Source organism: Streptomyces sp. NBC_00370, assembly GCF_036084755.1.
Taxonomy (GTDB): Bacteria; Actinomycetota; Actinomycetes; order Streptomycetales; family Streptomycetaceae; genus Streptomyces.
Genome location: NZ_CP107968.1, coordinates 4,459,879 through 4,475,425, shown reverse-complemented (window position 1 = coordinate 4,475,425; position 15,547 = coordinate 4,459,879). Strand labels below are relative to the sequence as shown.

18 protein-coding genes and 1 tRNA gene are annotated in these 15,547 nt (G+C 70.4%); 14 read left to right on the top strand and 5 right to left on the bottom strand.

Going from position 1 to position 15,547, the window contains the following annotated elements; genetic code table 11:
- Positions 1 to 28: 28 nt before the first annotated feature.
- Positions 29 to 688, top strand: coding sequence for a LytR C-terminal domain-containing protein (locus OHS57_RS19955; protein WP_328582868.1), 660 nt, complete (start codon positions 29 to 31; stop codon positions 686 to 688).
- A gap of 202 nt (positions 689 to 890) precedes the next feature.
- Here the strand turns inward: OHS57_RS19955 and OHS57_RS19950 are convergent, their stop codons facing one another.
- Together OHS57_RS19950 and upp are read right to left on the bottom strand one after the other, a co-directional pair.
- Positions 891 to 1,085, bottom strand: a complete 195-nt coding sequence (locus OHS57_RS19950) for a hypothetical protein (protein WP_041987021.1) — start codon at positions 1,083 to 1,085, stop codon at positions 891 to 893.
- Positions 1,086 to 1,120: 35 nt separating this feature from the next.
- On the bottom strand, positions 1,121 to 1,756 hold the full coding sequence (upp, locus tag OHS57_RS19945; protein WP_041987023.1) for a uracil phosphoribosyltransferase: 636 nt from the start codon (positions 1,754 to 1,756) through the stop codon (positions 1,121 to 1,123).
- A 123-nt stretch (positions 1,757 to 1,879) separates the two neighbouring features.
- On the opposite strand from upp, the gene OHS57_RS19940 reads away from it, so the two are divergent.
- From OHS57_RS19940 to OHS57_RS19920, 5 genes are all read left to right on the top strand, one after another.
- A complete protein-coding gene (locus OHS57_RS19940; RefSeq protein WP_041987026.1) occupies positions 1,880 to 2,071 on the top strand; it encodes a hypothetical protein in 192 nt (63 codons plus the stop codon).
- Positions 2,072 to 2,380: 309 nt separating this feature from the next.
- Positions 2,381 to 2,917 (top strand): tRNA adenosine deaminase-associated protein, encoded by a 537-nt coding sequence (locus tag OHS57_RS19935; protein ID WP_328582867.1) that lies wholly within the window; start codon positions 2,381 to 2,383, stop codon positions 2,915 to 2,917.
- Between the two features lie 53 nt (positions 2,918 to 2,970).
- A complete protein-coding gene (tadA, locus tag OHS57_RS19930) occupies positions 2,971 to 3,399 on the top strand; it encodes a tRNA adenosine(34) deaminase TadA (RefSeq protein ID WP_328585112.1) in 429 nt (142 codons plus the stop codon).
- A 91-nt stretch (positions 3,400 to 3,490) separates the two neighbouring features.
- Positions 3,491 to 3,578, top strand: a tRNA-Ser gene (locus OHS57_RS19925).
- Positions 3,579 to 3,778: 200 nt separating this feature from the next.
- Entirely contained in the window at positions 3,779 to 4,105 is a 327-nt protein-coding gene (locus tag OHS57_RS19920) for a plasmid stabilization protein (protein ID WP_328582866.1), read from the top strand.
- 23 nt (positions 4,106 to 4,128) lie between these two features.
- Here OHS57_RS19920 and OHS57_RS19915 read toward each other — a convergent pair whose 3' ends face one another.
- On the bottom strand, positions 4,129 to 5,223 hold the full coding sequence (locus OHS57_RS19915) for a winged helix DNA-binding domain-containing protein (RefSeq protein ID WP_328582865.1): 1,095 nt from the start codon (positions 5,221 to 5,223) through the stop codon (positions 4,129 to 4,131).
- 207 nt (positions 5,224 to 5,430) lie between these two features.
- Here OHS57_RS19915 and OHS57_RS19910 point away from each other — a divergent pair, with 207 nt between their 5' ends.
- The 4 genes from OHS57_RS19910 (at position 5,431) to OHS57_RS19895 (ending at position 9,472) form a co-directional block, all read left to right on the top strand.
- A complete protein-coding gene (locus tag OHS57_RS19910; protein WP_328582864.1) occupies positions 5,431 to 6,456 on the top strand; it encodes a helix-turn-helix transcriptional regulator in 1,026 nt (341 codons plus the stop codon).
- Positions 6,457 to 6,896: 440 nt separating this feature from the next.
- Positions 6,897 to 7,190 (top strand): Dabb family protein, encoded by a 294-nt coding sequence (locus OHS57_RS19905; protein ID WP_328582863.1) that lies wholly within the window; start codon positions 6,897 to 6,899, stop codon positions 7,188 to 7,190.
- Between the two features lie 177 nt (positions 7,191 to 7,367).
- Positions 7,368 to 8,348, top strand: coding sequence for a SigB/SigF/SigG family RNA polymerase sigma factor (locus tag OHS57_RS19900; RefSeq protein ID WP_328582862.1), 981 nt, complete (start codon positions 7,368 to 7,370; stop codon positions 8,346 to 8,348).
- A gap of 236 nt (positions 8,349 to 8,584) precedes the next feature.
- Positions 8,585 to 9,472, top strand: a complete 888-nt coding sequence (locus OHS57_RS19895; protein ID WP_041987043.1) for an RNA polymerase sigma factor SigF — start codon at positions 8,585 to 8,587, stop codon at positions 9,470 to 9,472.
- A 114-nt stretch (positions 9,473 to 9,586) separates the two neighbouring features.
- Here OHS57_RS19895 and OHS57_RS19890 read toward each other — a convergent pair whose 3' ends face one another.
- The gene (locus OHS57_RS19890; RefSeq protein WP_041987044.1) at positions 9,587 to 9,799 is read right to left on the bottom strand and encodes a hypothetical protein; all 213 of its coding nucleotides are present in this window, start codon (positions 9,797 to 9,799) and stop codon (positions 9,587 to 9,589) included.
- A gap of 256 nt (positions 9,800 to 10,055) precedes the next feature.
- On the opposite strand from OHS57_RS19890, the gene OHS57_RS19885 reads away from it, so the two are divergent.
- The 4 genes from OHS57_RS19885 to OHS57_RS19870 all read left to right on the top strand — a co-directional run bounded on the left by OHS57_RS19885 (position 10,056) and on the right by OHS57_RS19870 (position 14,562).
- Positions 10,056 to 10,583 carry a MarR family winged helix-turn-helix transcriptional regulator gene (locus tag OHS57_RS19885; RefSeq protein WP_041987046.1) on the top strand — a complete coding sequence of 176 codons (528 nt, stop codon included), beginning with the start codon at positions 10,056 to 10,058 and terminating at the stop codon, positions 10,581 to 10,583.
- A 13-nt stretch (positions 10,584 to 10,596) separates the two neighbouring features.
- The gene (locus OHS57_RS19880) at positions 10,597 to 13,107 is read left to right on the top strand and encodes an MFS transporter (protein WP_041987049.1); all 2,511 of its coding nucleotides are present in this window, start codon (positions 10,597 to 10,599) and stop codon (positions 13,105 to 13,107) included.
- Positions 13,108 to 13,228: 121 nt separating this feature from the next.
- Complete coding sequence (locus tag OHS57_RS19875) at positions 13,229 to 14,053, top strand: YceI family protein (RefSeq protein ID WP_041987054.1); 825 nt, start codon at positions 13,229 to 13,231, stop codon at positions 14,051 to 14,053.
- Between the two features lie 38 nt (positions 14,054 to 14,091).
- The gene (locus OHS57_RS19870; protein WP_041987056.1) at positions 14,092 to 14,562 is read left to right on the top strand and encodes a PPOX class F420-dependent oxidoreductase; all 471 of its coding nucleotides are present in this window, start codon (positions 14,092 to 14,094) and stop codon (positions 14,560 to 14,562) included.
- A gap of 137 nt (positions 14,563 to 14,699) precedes the next feature.
- Here the strand turns inward: OHS57_RS19870 and OHS57_RS19865 are convergent, their stop codons facing one another.
- On the bottom strand, positions 14,700 to 15,494 hold the full coding sequence (locus OHS57_RS19865; RefSeq protein ID WP_328582861.1) for a TetR/AcrR family transcriptional regulator: 795 nt from the start codon (positions 15,492 to 15,494) through the stop codon (positions 14,700 to 14,702).
- Positions 15,495 to 15,547: the final 53 nt, after the last annotated feature.

Below are 15,547 nucleotides of genomic sequence, written 5' to 3'. Positions count from 1 at the left end.
CACACTCGGCGCGCACTACGCTTCGCACATGAGCATGCTCACTCCCCCCGGCATGGGCGGCAAGTACCGCATCACGGGTGACAAGTACCCCCGCATGCGACGCCCACGTCACCGCCGCAGGATCGTGCTCGTGTCCGTCGCCGCCGTCGTCGCCCTCGGCCTGGCCGGCTGGGGGACCTTGCAGCTCATCCACGTCTTCAACGGCGACAGCGAGCAGACCAGCGCGGCGGACCGCAAGCCGTCCTGCAAGCCGTCGAAGACGCCGGTGAAGGCGCTCCCGAAGCCCGCCCAGATCAAGGTCAACGTCTACAACGCGACGCCGCGCGGCGGACTGGCCCAGAGCACCGCCGACGAGCTGAAGAAACGCGGCTTCGTCATCGGCAAGGTGGGCAACGCGTCCGCCGCGTACGACAAGAAGATCCCCGGCACCGGGATACTGCTGGGCGCCCCGACGACGTCGGACAGCTCCCTGTCCGTCCTCGGCACCCAGCTGAAGGGGGCGACCCCGAAGACCGACACCCGCAAGACGCGGGACGTCGACCTGATCCTCGGGACGGCCTTCAAGCAGCTGACGGTCCCGAAGGACGCGAACCAGGCGCTGGCCGCCCTGTCGAAGCCGGTGGCCGACCCCGGCTGCACGGCCGAGCTGGGTTCACCGGCGAAGTCGATCAGGGCGACGGAGCACTGAGCGCTCCGGGTGCGGGCCGGCCGCGTCCGCACCCGGAGCCCTAGGGCCTCTCGTTTGGATCTTGCCGGGCTCGCGGGGGCTGGTGCCGCGCCTCGCGGCGTTGTCGTCGGTCGGCGACGCTCCGCGTCGCCTCCCTCCTCCGCCTTGCGATCCACGACACCAGCCCCCGCTCCCTGATCCGGCCTGATCCAAACGAAAGACCCTAGCCGTCGTCGCCGCTGCTCCCGCTCACACCCCGGCGGCTGTTCCGCCGGGAGAGACGCACCGCGTCGCCGGCGGCAAGCGTCACGGCCGCCACCCCTCGGACCCAGCGGGGGCCGCCTCGCGCTGCCCAGACCACACACACGCACCCGGCGACGGCAAGCACCACGACCACGAGCAGTACCAGAACGATCATCTGTCCCCCATCCGGCCTGATTCGGAAGACAGGGCCTAGTCGACGGTGCCGTACATCCGGTCCCCGGCGTCGCCGAGGCCGGGGACGATGTAGCCCTGCTCGTTCAGCCGCTCGTCCACGGCCGCCGTGACGACGGTGACCGGCGCACCCGCCAGCTCGCGCTCCATCACCTCGACGCCCTCGGGCGCCGCGAGGAGCACCACGGCGGTCACGTCGTCGGCGCCGCGCTTGATCAGCTCGCGGATCGCCGCGACCAGCGTGCCGCCGGTGGCCAGCATCGGGTCGAGCACGTACACCTGACGGCCCGACAGGTCCTCCGGCATGCGGCTCGCGTAGGTCGACGCCTGGAGCGTCTCCTCGTTCCGCATCATCCCGAGGAAGCCCACCTCGGCGGTCGGCAGCAGCCGCACCATGCCGTCGAGCATGCCGAGACCGGCCCGCAGGATCGGCACGACCAGCGGACGCGGGTGCGAGAGGCGCACGCCCGTCGTCGCCGTGACGGGGGTCTCGATGTCGACCTGTTCGGTGCGCACATCCCTGGTGGCCTCGTAGGCGAGCAGCGTCACCAGTTCGTCGGCGAGGCGCCGGAAGGTGGCGGAGTCGGTGCGCAGGTCGCGCAGCGTGGTGAGTTTGTGCGCCACCAGCGGGTGGTCGACGACGTGAATGCGCATGGCGACCACAGTAACGGCCGGGCCGCCGGGCAAAGGCCAGGGATGTACGCACGGGCATCAACCCCGGACCCTGCGGGAAGGTGTGAGTGAAGGACCCGCAGCCAAGGGGTGGTGAGAGCGTCGATGCCGGACCAGGAGCCGCAGAGCGACCCCGGACAGGACGATGCCGAGGCGGAGGCAGCCCGGCGCAGACGCCGCGCGCAGTTCCTGCGCGAGCTGAACGAGGCGAAGGCGCTGCGCGAGCGGGTGAAACCCCGACAGGCGCGGGCGGCACGGATGCGCCAGCAGATGCGGATGCGTACGTTCCGCTGGTGACGGCGGCGCACCCGTCGGCACCCTCCCCTTCACTCTCCGCACCACCGTTTCCCTACGCACGGGTAACCAGGGGTGACCCGCGGTAGCCCCCCGGGCGCGCCCGACGCCGTTCCCGATTCGTGACCGTCCAGACGCGCCCCGAGGGGTACGCGGCGCTTGGCGGCGAACGGGCGGTGAATAAAATGGCCGCACGACGCAACGGTGGAAGACCTCTCGCACAGCGCGAGTTTCTGCCACGATTCCGAGTGGGCGGGGCACAGAGCAGCGCACCGCCGGACCGTCACACCTCTGACCAGTGGGAGAGTCACGGTGTACTTCGCCGCACTGCTCGCGCGCACCGAAGACGGGTGGGAAGCGAGCGATACAGATCTCGATGATGTGGAAACCCTGTCGGACCTCACCGACCTGGCCCGTGAAGCCTCGGTTGACGAGGAGACAGTTCTCCTCTTCATCGAGCAGGAGGATGCCTGGTTCGGCATCGTCCGTGTGGAGGGCGAGGAAGATCCTCGTTTCTACGTCTCAGACGCGGCCGCGGCCGCACGCTCCTCGTACGGGGAGATTCTCATCGATGAACTGATCGGCGCGGACGATGATGACCCGGCAGCCGACCTGGACACGCTGGACCTCGACGGTACGGAGGACGGCGAACCGGACGTGAGCGACGAGGAGGACGACGACACCCCCGCCACGAGCGGGGAGGCCGCGACGGCAGGACCGATCGGGGACCGCGAGATCCTCGCCGACCTCGGGCTGTCCGAGTCGGACCTGCTGGCACTGGAAACGGACGCGATGGCCGAGATCGCGGAGGCTCTCGGCGCCGCGGACGTTCTGGAGACTGTCCGATAGTGCTGGGGCACGAACCCGTGCCCGACCCGGTACGCGATCCATGGCAGGCGCCGATGCGCCAGGCCCTGGACGAGGCTGCACGGGCGGCGCGAGCCGGCGATGTGCCGGTCGGCGCCGTCCTGCTGTCCCCGGAAGGGGCACTGCTTGCCGCCGCCCACAACGAACGTGAGGCCACCGCCGACCCGACGGCCCACGCGGAGGTTCTCGCCATCCGCAGGGCGGCCGGACAACTCGGCGCGTGGCGCCTCACCGACTGCACCCTGGTCGTCACCCTCGAACCCTGCACGATGTGCGCGGGCGCGATCGTCCAGTCCCGCCTGGACCGCGTCGTCTTCGGCGCCCGGGACGAGAAGGCCGGCGCGGCCGGCTCCCTGTGGGACGTCGTACGCGACCGCCGCCTCAACCACCGCCCCGAGGTGATCGAAGGAGTCCTCGCCGACGAGTGCTCCCACCTCCTGACGTCCTTCTTCCGCACCCCCTGAGCAACCCCTGAGCGGGCCTTGAGCGGCCCTCGGGCGGCCCCCCGAGATACGGATTTCGAACCACGGCCCACCGTGGGCTAGGATCTCTCCCGGTAGCGTGTCCGAGCGGCCGAAGGAGCTCGCCTCGAAAGCGAGTGTGGGGAAACTCACCGAGGGTTCAAATCCCTCCGCTACCGCCAGCAAGAACCGCCTCTGACCTTGGAAGCCAGGTCAGGGGCGGTTTTTCGTTGCCCGGCGGGCGCCGGTTCCGCCGCCGAATGCCCGTCGTGGTGCGGGGTGCCGATGCCGTTCGTACGGTGGGGCGGAGGAGGTTTTTCCGCTGCGTCTTCGGTCAACCGAGAGACACAGGCCGGAGGAACAGAGGCCAGAGGAGAGTGACATGCCCGCAGGTTCCAGCCCCAAGCGTGAGCGCCAGTACGAGCACGTCAAGGAGAGCGTCGAGAAGCGCGGCGCCTCCGCCGGGCGTGCGGAGGAGATCGCCGCACGGACCGTCAACAAGGAGCGCGCCAGGTCCGGCGAGTCGAAGACCGCGAGCAAGGTCTCGACCAAGGACCCGAAGTCGGCCTCCCAGCGCGGCGGCGAACGGTCGCACAGCGGCGCCCAGGGGCCGACGAGGGATCAGCTGTACGAGGAGGCCAAGAAGAAGAACGTCGAGGGCCGCTCGTCGATGAACAAGCAGCAGCTGCGCGAGGCGCTCGGCCGCTGACGACGAGATCCGAACGAGAGACCCTAGGCCGGGTCGACCCGTACCTCCTGCGTTTCGTTGTCCGAGAGGAACGCCGCCATCGCCCGGCCCTCTTCGGTGACCGCCGTGCGGTCGCCGCGGGCGAGGTGGTGGAGCGGGGTGACCGCTACGGTGCCGGATTCGACCTGCCAGGTCGCGGCGACCCGGCCGTCGACCAGGACGACGCGCTCGCCCGCGACCGACAGGCCCCGGTGGGCGGCGTCGATGACGCGGGTGCGGTCCTGGTAGCCGAGGATCGCGTTGTCGAAGGCCGGCAGGAACCGTACGGGGGCCGGGGTGTCCGGGTCGGGGCGGGGCGCGTCAGGGAGGTCGAGGAGTTCCCGGCCACTCTCGTCGCGGAAGCTGACCAGCTCGTGGCGGATCGCCGCCACCGCGGCCGGCAGGCCCGCGAGGCCGCACCAGGCGCGCAGGTCGGCCGAGGCCGCCGGGCCGAAAGCGGCCAGGTAGCGGCGTACCAGCGCCTGGCCCACGGGATCGGCGCCGTCCGGGGACGGCGGGTCGACCTCGCGGCCCAGCCAGGACGCGAGCGGGACGTTGCGTACTCCCGCGCGTGTACGCCACAGCCCGCGCGGCGGCAGTTGCGCCATCGGGACGAGCGCGGCGATCACCATCTCGCCCAGCGCCCGGGGCCCCGGCGCCGGCCAGCGGTCGGCGAGCGCCCGCGCGAGTTCGGCCATCGAACGGGGCTCCCCGTCGGCCATCACCGCCAGGGCGGCCGCGGCGAGTTCGTCGAGGTCCACAGCGGCCAGCTCGGCGCGGTAGACGCCGAGCACCCGCTGGCGCAGCATGGCGCCGTGCCGGGACCGCCAGGCCAGTACGTCGGCGGCGGTGACGAGATGGACCGTGCGGCGCATGAGGTGGGTGCGCACCACACTCCGTCCGACCAGCAGCCCGGAGAGCACCGCCGGGTCGAAGCCGCGCAGCCGCGACCAGAGCCCCAGATACGGCTCCTGCGGTTCCTGCGCCTGGAGCCCGCCGAGGTGCGCGACCGCGTCGAGCACCGGCAGGTCGGCGCGGTCGAGCAGCAACTGGCGGGCGAGCGTGGCGCGGTTGAGCGCACGGGTGTCGAGAACGGTCATCGCATGCTCGCTCGGGTGGTCCTCACGGTCGGTCAGATCTCCTTGTGGAGAGGGCGGGTCGCTTGTGGAGAGGGCAGGTCGCTCAGGGCGCGGTACGGCTGTCGAGGCCTCGCGCGGGATGCCCGCCGTCGCCGTTCTCCGGCACACGACACACACTCGCAGGAGTAGCGGTCAGGAGCTGTCCGCTACTCGGGGCATCCTGGGGTCATGCCGAAGACCTCAGCACGGCTGCTCTCGCTGCTCTCGCTGCTCCAGGCCCGCAGGGACTGGCCAGGGGCGCTGCTGGCGGAACGGCTGGACGTCAGTCCGCGCACCGTACGCCGCGACGTGGACCGGCTGCGGGAGCTCGGCTACCCGATCGTCGCCGCCAAGGGCCCCGACGGTGGGTACCGGCTCGGGGCCGGTACGCGGCTGCCTCCGCTGCTGTTCGACGACGAGCAGGCCGTCGCCCTCGCCGTCGCGCTCCGGACGGCCGCCGCCACCGGGGCCGGGATCGAGGAGGCAGCGGCGCGCGCCCTGAACACCGTCCGGCAGGTCATGCCCGCGCGGCTGCGCCACCGTATCGACGCCTTCCAGGTCACGGCCGTCGAGCAGTCCGGGGGCCGGCGGGAACCGCAGGCCGACAGCGGTGTACTCCTGGCGCTCAGCGCCGCCGTCCGCGCCTGTGAGGAGCTGCGCTTCGACTATGCGCCCGCCGGGTCCCCGCCGCGCCGGGTGCAGCCGCACCATCTGGTCGTGCGGGGCGGCCGCTGGTATCTCGTCGCGTGGGACCTCGACCGGGACGACTGGCGCGTCTTCCGCGCCGACCGGATCACTCCCCGTACCCCCACCGGCCCCCGCTTCACCCCGCGCGAGCTGCCCGGCGGGTCGGTGGCGGGCTTCGTCACCGGGCGGTTCCGTGGCGCGGCCGACGGACCGGGCGGCTCGGGCGGACCGGGCGGCTCGGGCGGCGGCAGCGGCAGCGGCTCCGGTGACTGGCCCTGCCGCGGCGAAGTGATCCTCGACCTGAACGCCGCCGACGTCTCCCGCTTCGCCCGCGACGGGGTCGTCGAGGAGCTCGGCCCGGACCGCTGCCGGCTCGTCCTGGGCTCGTGGTCCTGGCCGGCCCTGGCCGCCACCGTCGGCATGTTCGACGCCGGCATCGAGGTCGTCGGACCGCCCGAGCTGACGGCCGCCTTCAGGGTCCTGGCGCGCCGTTACGCCTCAGCGGCCGACGGCGCCGACGGCGTCTGAGCCGGAACTCCCGCGCCGGGCGTGCCACTTGCGGTACACACCCAACCGGCCCGTCCCCCCGGCGACTTCGACCGTGCCCGCACCGGCGATGATGCTCGCTCAGCGATCTTATTTTTTGACTGGAACCGATCAGTTACTGTCCGGTCCCGTTCATACGGTTAGACTCACGCGACTGCATCGGGGCGGCAGGGGAGGCAGCACACAAGATGGCAGCGGCTAAGAAGATAATTCTCTACGGAGCGGTCGTCTTCGTGCTGTATACGATCATCACCTCGCCGGCCAAGGCCGCCGAACTCGTCCAGGTAGGGTTCGAGGGCATATCGAGCGCCGCGCAAGGCGTCGGCGAGTTCATGACCCAGCTCGTCCAGTGACTCTCACCTGACGACCCTCGCACGACCGCGGTCCTGCCGTGGCGCTCCCGTCGCCCCCAAGGAGTGTCCGTGATCCGCCACCTGGTCCTTTTCAAGCTCGACGAAGGCGTCTCCCGGGACGAGCCGCGCGTGGTCGCCGGCGCCCGTGCGTTCGAGGCGCTCGGCGGGCAGATCCCCGAGCTGGAGTTCTGGGAGTGCGCCTGGAACATCAGCGACCGGCCGATCGCGTACGACTTCGCCATCAACTCCGCCACCGCGGACCGCGATGCGCTGCGGCGCTACATCGAGCATCCGGCGCATGAGGCAGGCGTCGCGCAGTGGCGTGAGTTCGCCACCTGGGTGATCGCCGACTACGAGTTCTGACCCCTCGGCCTCCCCTGCCCCACGCCGCTACGGCGTGGGGCTTTTGGGCTTTTTGCCCCAACTTGCCGTCAACACGGAGTGATCAGGTGCTTGCGCACGGTGGACATGTCTTGTGATGCTATGACCGCTTTTGACGGATGAGTTGACCGCAGTCGACCGCAAAGGGGTGGCGTGACCGTGCCGGCCAGTACTACGCCTCAAGTGCCGCCCCAGCCCGAGAGCCCCGCCGAGCCCGAACCGGCACCCAGAGCCGGCCCCGGGCCCGGTCCCGACGCAGAGCCTCAGACAGAACCGCGGACCACGCCGGCGACCAAACCGGTCACGGAGACCGGGCCGGTCACGGAGACCGAGCCGGTCACCGAGACCGAGACCGAGCCGCGCACCGCCGCGCAGAGCCGGGGCGCCGACACCCGCGCCCTGACCCAGGTCCTCTTCGGCCAGCTCAAGAACCTGGAGCCGGGCAGCCACGAGCACGGCCGGGTGCGGGCCGCGCTCATCGAGGCCAATCTGCCGCTGGTGCGGTACGCCGCCGCCCGCTTCCGCAGCCGTAACGAGCCGATGGAGGACGTCGTCCAGGTCGGCACGATCGGGCTCATCAACGCCATCGACCGGTTCGACCCCGACCGCGGGGTGCAGTTCCCCACCTTCGCGATGCCCACGGTCGTCGGCGAGATCAAGCGGTACTTCCGCGACAACGTACGGACCGTCCACGTCCCCCGGCGGCTGCACGAGCTGTGGGTCCAGGTCACCGGCGCCACCGAGGACCTGACGACCGCTCACGGCCGCTCACCCACCACCGCCGAGATCGCCGAGCGGCTGAAGATCTCCGAGGACGAGGTGCTCGCCTGCATCGAGGCCGGCCGGTCGTACCACGCGACGTCGCTGGAGGCCGCCCAGGAGGGCGACGGACTGCCGGGACTGCTGGACCGGCTCGGGTACGAGGACCCGGCGCTCGCCGGCGTCGAGCACCGCGATCTCGTCCGCCATCTCCTCGTACAACTGCCCGAAAGGGAACAGCGGATCCTGATGCTCCGCTACTACAACAATCTGACGCAGTCTCAGATCAGTCAGGAACTGGGAGTCTCTCAGATGCATGTGTCAAGACTTCTGGCCCGTAGCTTTGCGCGACTGAGATCCGCAAATCGGATCGAAGCGTAACCCTCCCGAGTTTGCGGATATGTTTCTTCTCCGCACGGTCGAAATGATCCCCACACCCCCTCCGGGCTGCGCAGACGTGGTTATGGCTTGTCGACATGTCACTACAGCGTGTTGACGACTTGTGACATTCTGCGGGAACCGCGTTTGCCGCAGCCCCGCCTCCGGTATTCAGGTGGAGGCTGCGTTCCTCCGACGGGAGCGGCCACCGCGACCGTCAGCGACCTCAAGGGGGTGGCATGTCCGAAGAACAGGGCAGCTCGAAGGTGCTCACGCTTACGAAAAGCGATCCCGAGCCCAACGCTCTCGACACCGTGACCGTGGTTCAGCCGCGCGTGTCCCAGCCGGAAGCCATCGATACGCGCACTCTGTCCCGCTCCCTGTTCCTACGCCTCGCCGTGCTGGTCGGCGAGGGCCAAGAGGCGGACAGCCCCGAGCGCACCTATGTGCGCGACACCCTCATCGAGTTGAACCTGCCGCTGGTGCGGTACGCGGCGGCTCGCTTCCGCAGCCGTAACGAGCCGATGGAGGACATCGTCCAGGTCGGCACGATCGGCCTGATCAAGGCGATCGACCGGTTCGACTGCGAAAGAGGCGTCGAGTTCCCGACCTTCGCCATGCCCACGGTCGTCGGCGAGATCAAACGATTCTTCCGTGACACCTCATGGTCGGTGCGGGTGCCGCGCCGGCTCCAGGAGCTGCGGCTCGCGCTGACCAAGGCCAGCGACGACCTGGCACAGAAGCTCGACCGCTCGCCGACCGTGCCCGAACTCGCCGCCGTGCTGGGCGTGTCCGAGGAGGACGTGGTCGACGGCCTCGCGGTCGGCAACGCGTACACGGCGTCGTCGCTCGACTCGCCCTCGCCCGAGGACGACGGCGGGGAGGGCTCGCTCGCCGACCGGCTCGGCTACGAGGACATGGCGCTGGAAGGCGTCGAGTACCGCGAGTCGCTGAAGCCGCTGCTCGCCAAACTCCCGCCTCGTGAGCGGCAGATCATCATGCTGCGGTTCTTCGCGAACATGACGCAGTCCCAGATCGGCGAAGAGGTCGGCATCTCGCAGATGCATGTCTCGCGGCTGCTGACCCGCACGCTCGCGCAGCTGCGCGAGGGCCTGATCTCGGACTAGGGATCGCGGACCGGGATCGCGGCTCAGGGATCTCGGTCCGAGAAGCGGCCGAGGACATACGGAGACCCCGCCCAGCACTCAAGGCGTCGGGCGGGGTTCCGGTGGTGAATACGCTCAGCCGAAGGCCAGCCAGGCCACCACGGCCAGGATCACGACGACGGCCACGACGCCGACGATCACGCCGACCTTCGGTCCGCCACTCTGCTGCGGTGCTGCCTGACGGCGCTGCGGCTCTCCCTCGTCGACGAAGGCGCGGAACATCTGGGTGCTGCCGGCCGGGTCGGGGTTGCCCTCGGGACCCTGCGGGGCATGGGGATTGTGTGCCATGTGCCAGGACCCTAGCGAACGTACGCGTCCGGCCCAACCCCGGGCCCGCCCCGGATCGTCATATGCACGGTTCGGACCGGTGCTGACCACACCCTGACCCCGGTCCCGAGTGACCTTTCGAACACACACGCCGGTGTTTGACCATAACCATGCGATCTGTTTTGAATTCCTTTGCCTCTCTCTGCCCGATTTCGTTTGCCTGCAGCAACCAACAGCTTCTATGGTTGCCCCAAGCAACAAGATGCCGGGAGGGTCCATGGCCGCACACAGCCAGTACGCGGAACTGGCCCGGCAACTGTCGGCCATCGGCGCCATCAAGCGGGGCCTGACCCGCATCCTGCCCGCCGACTGCCCGGGCGGCTCGGCCGCCGTACTCACCCTGCTGGACCGGCACGGCGAGATGCGGATGAGCCGCCTCGCCGAACTGCTCGCCGTCGACATGTCGGTAACCAGCCGCCATGTGGCGCACGCCGCGCAGCGCGGCTGGCTGGAACGGTCCCCCGACCCCGGCGACAAGCGCTCACGCATCCTGCGGCTGACCCCCGCGGGCATCCGCATGCTCGACGAGCTGGCCGGCAGGACGACCGAGATGTTCGCCCGCGTGCTCGACGACTGGACCGACGAAGAAGTCGGACAGCTCAGCTCACTGCTGAACCGGCTCCGCGCCAGTTTCGGTGACTGCCGCGAATGGCACACGACAGACCGGTTCGACCACGGGACGCCGGAACACCGGCCCTACGACGACGACTCGTACTCCCGTACACCCGCGCATTCAGACACGTAAGACAAGGAATTTCATGGCTACGACCACACCCACAGGTGTGCGGGGCGGCCACGCCAAACACGGGGGCGAAGCAGCGCCCGGCAACGGCACGCCGATGACACACCGTCAGGTCATGGAGGCCCTCTCCGGGCTGCTCCTTGGCATGTTCGTCGCGATCCTGTCCTCCACGATCGTGACGAACGCCCTCCCCCACATCGTCTCCGACCTCGGCGGCGGCCAGAGCGCGTACACCTGGGTGGTGACCGCGTCGCTGCTGGCGATGACGGCGACCACCCCGCTCTGGGGCAAACTCTCCGACCTCTTCAGCAAGAAGCTGCTGGTCCAGGTCGCCCTGATCATCTATGTCGCGGGCTCGGTCGTGGCCGGCCTCTCGGTCAACTCCGAGATGCTGATCGCCTGCCGTGTCTTCCAGGGCATAGGCGTGGGCGGTCTCTCCGCCCTGGCCCAGATCGTGATGGCCGCGATGATCTCGCCGCGCGAGCGGGGCCGGTACAGCGGCTACCTCGGCGCGACCTTCGCCGTCGCCACCGTCGGCGGCCCGCTGCTCGGCGGTGTCATCACGGACACCTCGTGGCTGGGCTGGCGCTGGTGCTTCTACGTCGGCGTGCCGTTCGCGGTGATCGCCCTGATCGTGCTGCAGAAGACGCTGAACCTGCCGATCGTCAAGCGCAAGGTCAAGGTCGACTGGTCGGGCGCCTTCTCCATCGCCGCCGCCGTCTCGCTGCTGCTGATCTGGGTGACCTTCGCCGGCAACAAGTACGAGTGGCTCTCCTGGCAGACGTACGCCATGGTCGGCGGCTCCGTCGTCCTCGGCGCGCTCTTCGTCCTCATCGAGTCGAAGGCCAGCGAGCCGATCATCCCGCTGCGGCTGTTCCGCAACCGTACGATCACGCTGGCCTCGCTGGCCTCGCTCTTCGTCGGTATCGCGATGTTCGCCGGGACGGTCTTCTTCAGCCAGTACTTCCAGCTCGCCCGCGACAAGTCGCCGACCATGTCCGGCGTCATGACCATCCCGATGATCGGTGGTCTGTTCCTCTCCTCCACCGTCTCCGGGCAGATCATCACCAAGACGGGCCGCTGGAAGGTCTGGCTGGTCAGCGGCGGCTTCCTGGTGACGGCGGGCCTCGGCCTGCTGGGCACCATCCGGGTCGACACCCCGTACTGGCACATGGCGTTCTACATGGCGGCCCTCGGTCTCGGCATCGGCATGATGATGCAGAACCTGGTCCTGTGCACCCAGAACCAGGTGTCGGCCTCCGACCTGGGCTCCGCCAGCTCCACCGTCACCTTCTTCCGCTCGCTGGGCGGTGCGATCGGTGTCTCGGCGCTCGGTGCCGTGCTCGGCAACCGCGTCACGCACTACGTCAAGGACGGGCTGACCGCGCTCGGCCCGCAGGGCGCCGGCGTCGGCAGTGCGAGCGGCGGCGACGGCACCATCCCCGACCTGGCCACCCTGCCCGCCCCGCTGCGGACGATCATGGAGGCGGCGTACGGGCACGGTGTCGGTGACGTCTTCCTCTACGCGGCCCCCGCGGCCCTGGTCGCCTTCCTCATCACCCTGTTCATCAAGGAGATCCCGCTGCGGACCCGCGCGGTCGGCGACGCGGCGCAGGAGGCCGCGGCCGCGGCCGAGGCCGCTGAGGCTCCCGTACCGGCGGCTGTCGGCGCGCCGGTGGGCTCCGCCGCTTCCGCTGCGGTCGCCGACGTACCGGTTCAGGCGACCGCACCGATCCCGGCAGCCGAGTCGCAGCCGCAGGACGGTACGCCTGTGCGGGGCGTGGTGCGCGGCGCCGAGGGTGCTCCGGTGCCCGGCGCCGCCGTCACCCTCATCTCGCTGGGCGGCACGCAGCTCGCCCGCGCGGTGGCGGGACCCGAAGGCACGTACGCGCTGGGCGCTCCGGGCTCCGGCTCGTACGTCCTGATCGCCTCGGCCGACGGCTTCCAGCCGCAGGCCGCGACGGTGGTCGTCGGTGACGGGCCGCTGGCGTACGACGTGCTGCTGTCCGGTACGAGCGGGCTCAGCGGCTCGGTGCGCGGCGCCGACGGCGGGCTGCCCGTGGAGGGCGCGATGGTCATCGTGACCGACGTGCGCGGCGATGTGCTGGCCACCGGCAAGACCGTCGAACAGGGCGAGTTCGCGTTCGGCGAGCTGGTCCCCGGATCGGTGACCGTCGCGGTCAACGCGACCGGTTTCCGGCCGCTGGCCCTGCCGGTCGAGATCGGCGGCCAGGGCGTGACCCGGATCGAGGCGGTGCTGCAGTCCGGCGCCTTCGTACAGGGCACGGTACGGGCGGGCGCCGCGCGGCGTCCCCTCCCCGACGCGCGGGTGACGCTCGTCGACGCGGCGGGGAACGTGGTCGCCACGTCGACGACCGGCGAGGACGGCGCGTACGGCTTCGCCGATCTGGACGCGGGCGAGTACACGGTCATCGCGACCGGCTACCCGCCGGTGGCCGGCTCGTTGACAGTGGCAGGGCGCGGGGTCGACGACCACGACATCGAACTCGCCCACCCCGGCGCGTAGTCGGATCCCTTCGGGGGACCGGGGCAGGCCCTTGCCGGGCCTGCCCCGGCGCGTCACTGCGTCACTGCGTCACTGCTCCACGCGCCACCGCGGCACCGCGTAAAGAAAGAGAGAAAACGGGATGGGACTTCGCGCACAGGTACGGACGCGGGACGGCTGGGCCGTTCAGCACGCGATCGTGACCATGACCGACATGACCGGCTCGCAGGTGCTGCGGGCGGCGGCCGACGACGACGGGGGCGTGGCGGCCGACCTGGCGCTGGCGCCGGGGCCGTACACCGTGGTCGTGACGGCCGTCGGTTACGCGCCGGCGGCGGCGACCGCGCTCGTCACGGCGAGCGGCAGGGCCGAGGTCGGCACGGTCGTCCTGGCCAGGCAGGGCGGCTCCGAGCTGCCGCCGCCCGGCTCCTGGAGCCTGGACCCCGCGCACTGCTCGGTGAGCGCGGTCGCACAGCATCTGGGGATCTCCAGCGTGCACGGCCGGTTCAAGGAGTTCGGCGGCCGGATCGAGATCGTCGAGGCGGGCGGCGGGTACGAGCAGTCGCGCGTGGACGCCGTCATCAGCGCGGCGAGCATCGACACCGGCAACGGACTGCGGGACAAGCACCTCAAGTCGCCGGACTTCCTGGACGTCGAGCGCTTCCCCGAGATCAGCTACCGCAGTACCGGGCTGACCCCGGCGGGCCAGGACCGCTGGACGGTGCACGGGCAGCTCTCGCTGCACGGCGTCCTGCGCGACGTGGACCTGGACCTGCGCTACCTGGGCAGCGGGCCCGACCCGTGGGGCGGCGTGCGGGCGGCGTTCCGCGCGACCACCGAGCTGCGCCGCGAGGACTTCGCCATGAACTACAACCAGGTCATGCAGGCCGGCATCTCGATGATCGGGACGACGCTCCGCGTCGAGCTGGACATCCAGGCGGTGCAGGGCGACCTGCCGCCGATGTGACGGGAGCCGCACGTCCTGGGCGTCGTAGGCTGCGGAGCATGGCACCGAACATCGCAACGAACACATCAGTCGACCGCGACGAGCTGCTTGAGTTCGTCCGGCCGAGGCACCGCGCGATCCTGCTGACCACCCGCTCCGACGGCCGCCCGCAGGGCTCCCCGCTCACCTGCGGCGTGGACGACTCGGGGCGGATCGTCATCTCCACGTACCCGGAGCGCGCGAAGACCCGGAACGCGAAGCGGGACGAGCGGGTCAGCGTGATCGTCCTGTCGGACGACTGGAGCGGGCCCTGGGTGCAGATCGACGGTACGGCCGAGGTGCTGGACGTACCGGAGTCGGTCGAGCCGCTCGTGGAGTACTTCCGGAACATCTCCGGCGAGCACTCGGACTGGGACGAGTACCGCGCGGCGATGGTGAAGCAGGGCAAGTCGATCATCCGTATCACCCCGGAGCGATGGGGCCCGCTGGCGACCGGCGGCTTCCCCGCGCACCTGGCGCCGAAGGAGTAGCGTGTTCGGCGCTCGACGTTCGGCGCTCGACGTTCGGCGCTCGACGTGGCGCCGGTGGCGGGCGTCTGTGGCGGGCGTCTGTGGCGCGGCGCCGCTCGCGTATCGCCTGTGGTGCGTGCGGGGGCTGATCCTTGCGGTCAGCCCCGCGCGCGCATCGCCTCGATGCCGGCGATGAGCAGTTCGAGCGCGAACGTGAAGTTCCGCTCGCGCATCTCCTGCACCGTGTCGCCGTCGCGCGGCGCCATGATGTTGCTGGCGCTCTCGAAGTCCCGCCGGAACGTGGGCTCTTCGTTGATCGTCCCCATGGCCAGATGGAAGTACTCCTCCTGGCTCAGTCCCGCGTCGGCGCAGCGCTGCACGAAGTGGCCTTCGATCGTGCCGAATCCGTACACGAACTGGAAGACGGCTGCCAGCGCGCCCGTCTGTCCTTCCGTCCCGAGGCCGGTCCTGCTGAGGACGCCCTGCACGGCCGATGTGAACACCGTCGCGTGCGGGCCGATGTTCAGATACCGGCCGACGAGCGGCGAGACCCAGTGGTGACGGACCAGCACATCGCGGTAGCTGGCGGCGAGTTCGCGCATCTGGTCGCGCCAGTCGGCCGACTCGTCCGTCAGGTCGGGGACTTCGACCTCTCCGAAGACGGCGTCGAGGGCCAGCTCCATGAGGTCGTCCTTCGTGTCCACGTACCAGTAGAGGGACATGGCCGTCACGCCGAGTTCCGCGGCGAGCCGGCGCATGGAGAACTTGGCGGGGCCTTCGGCGTCGAGCAGCCGTACGGACACGGCGGTGATCCGGTCGCGGTCGAGCCCGGTGGACTGCTCGGCGCCCTCGGCCTTGCGTCCGCCGCCGCCACCGCGGCGGCCGTGCTGCTTCCCCTCCAGCCAGACGCTGGTCCGGGGGGCCCGCTCGGTGCGATCGGCTTCCGACACCATGGATGAGCCTCCTCGGTTCCTGTCTGCCGGACGGGCGCCGCCGGAATCCGGAC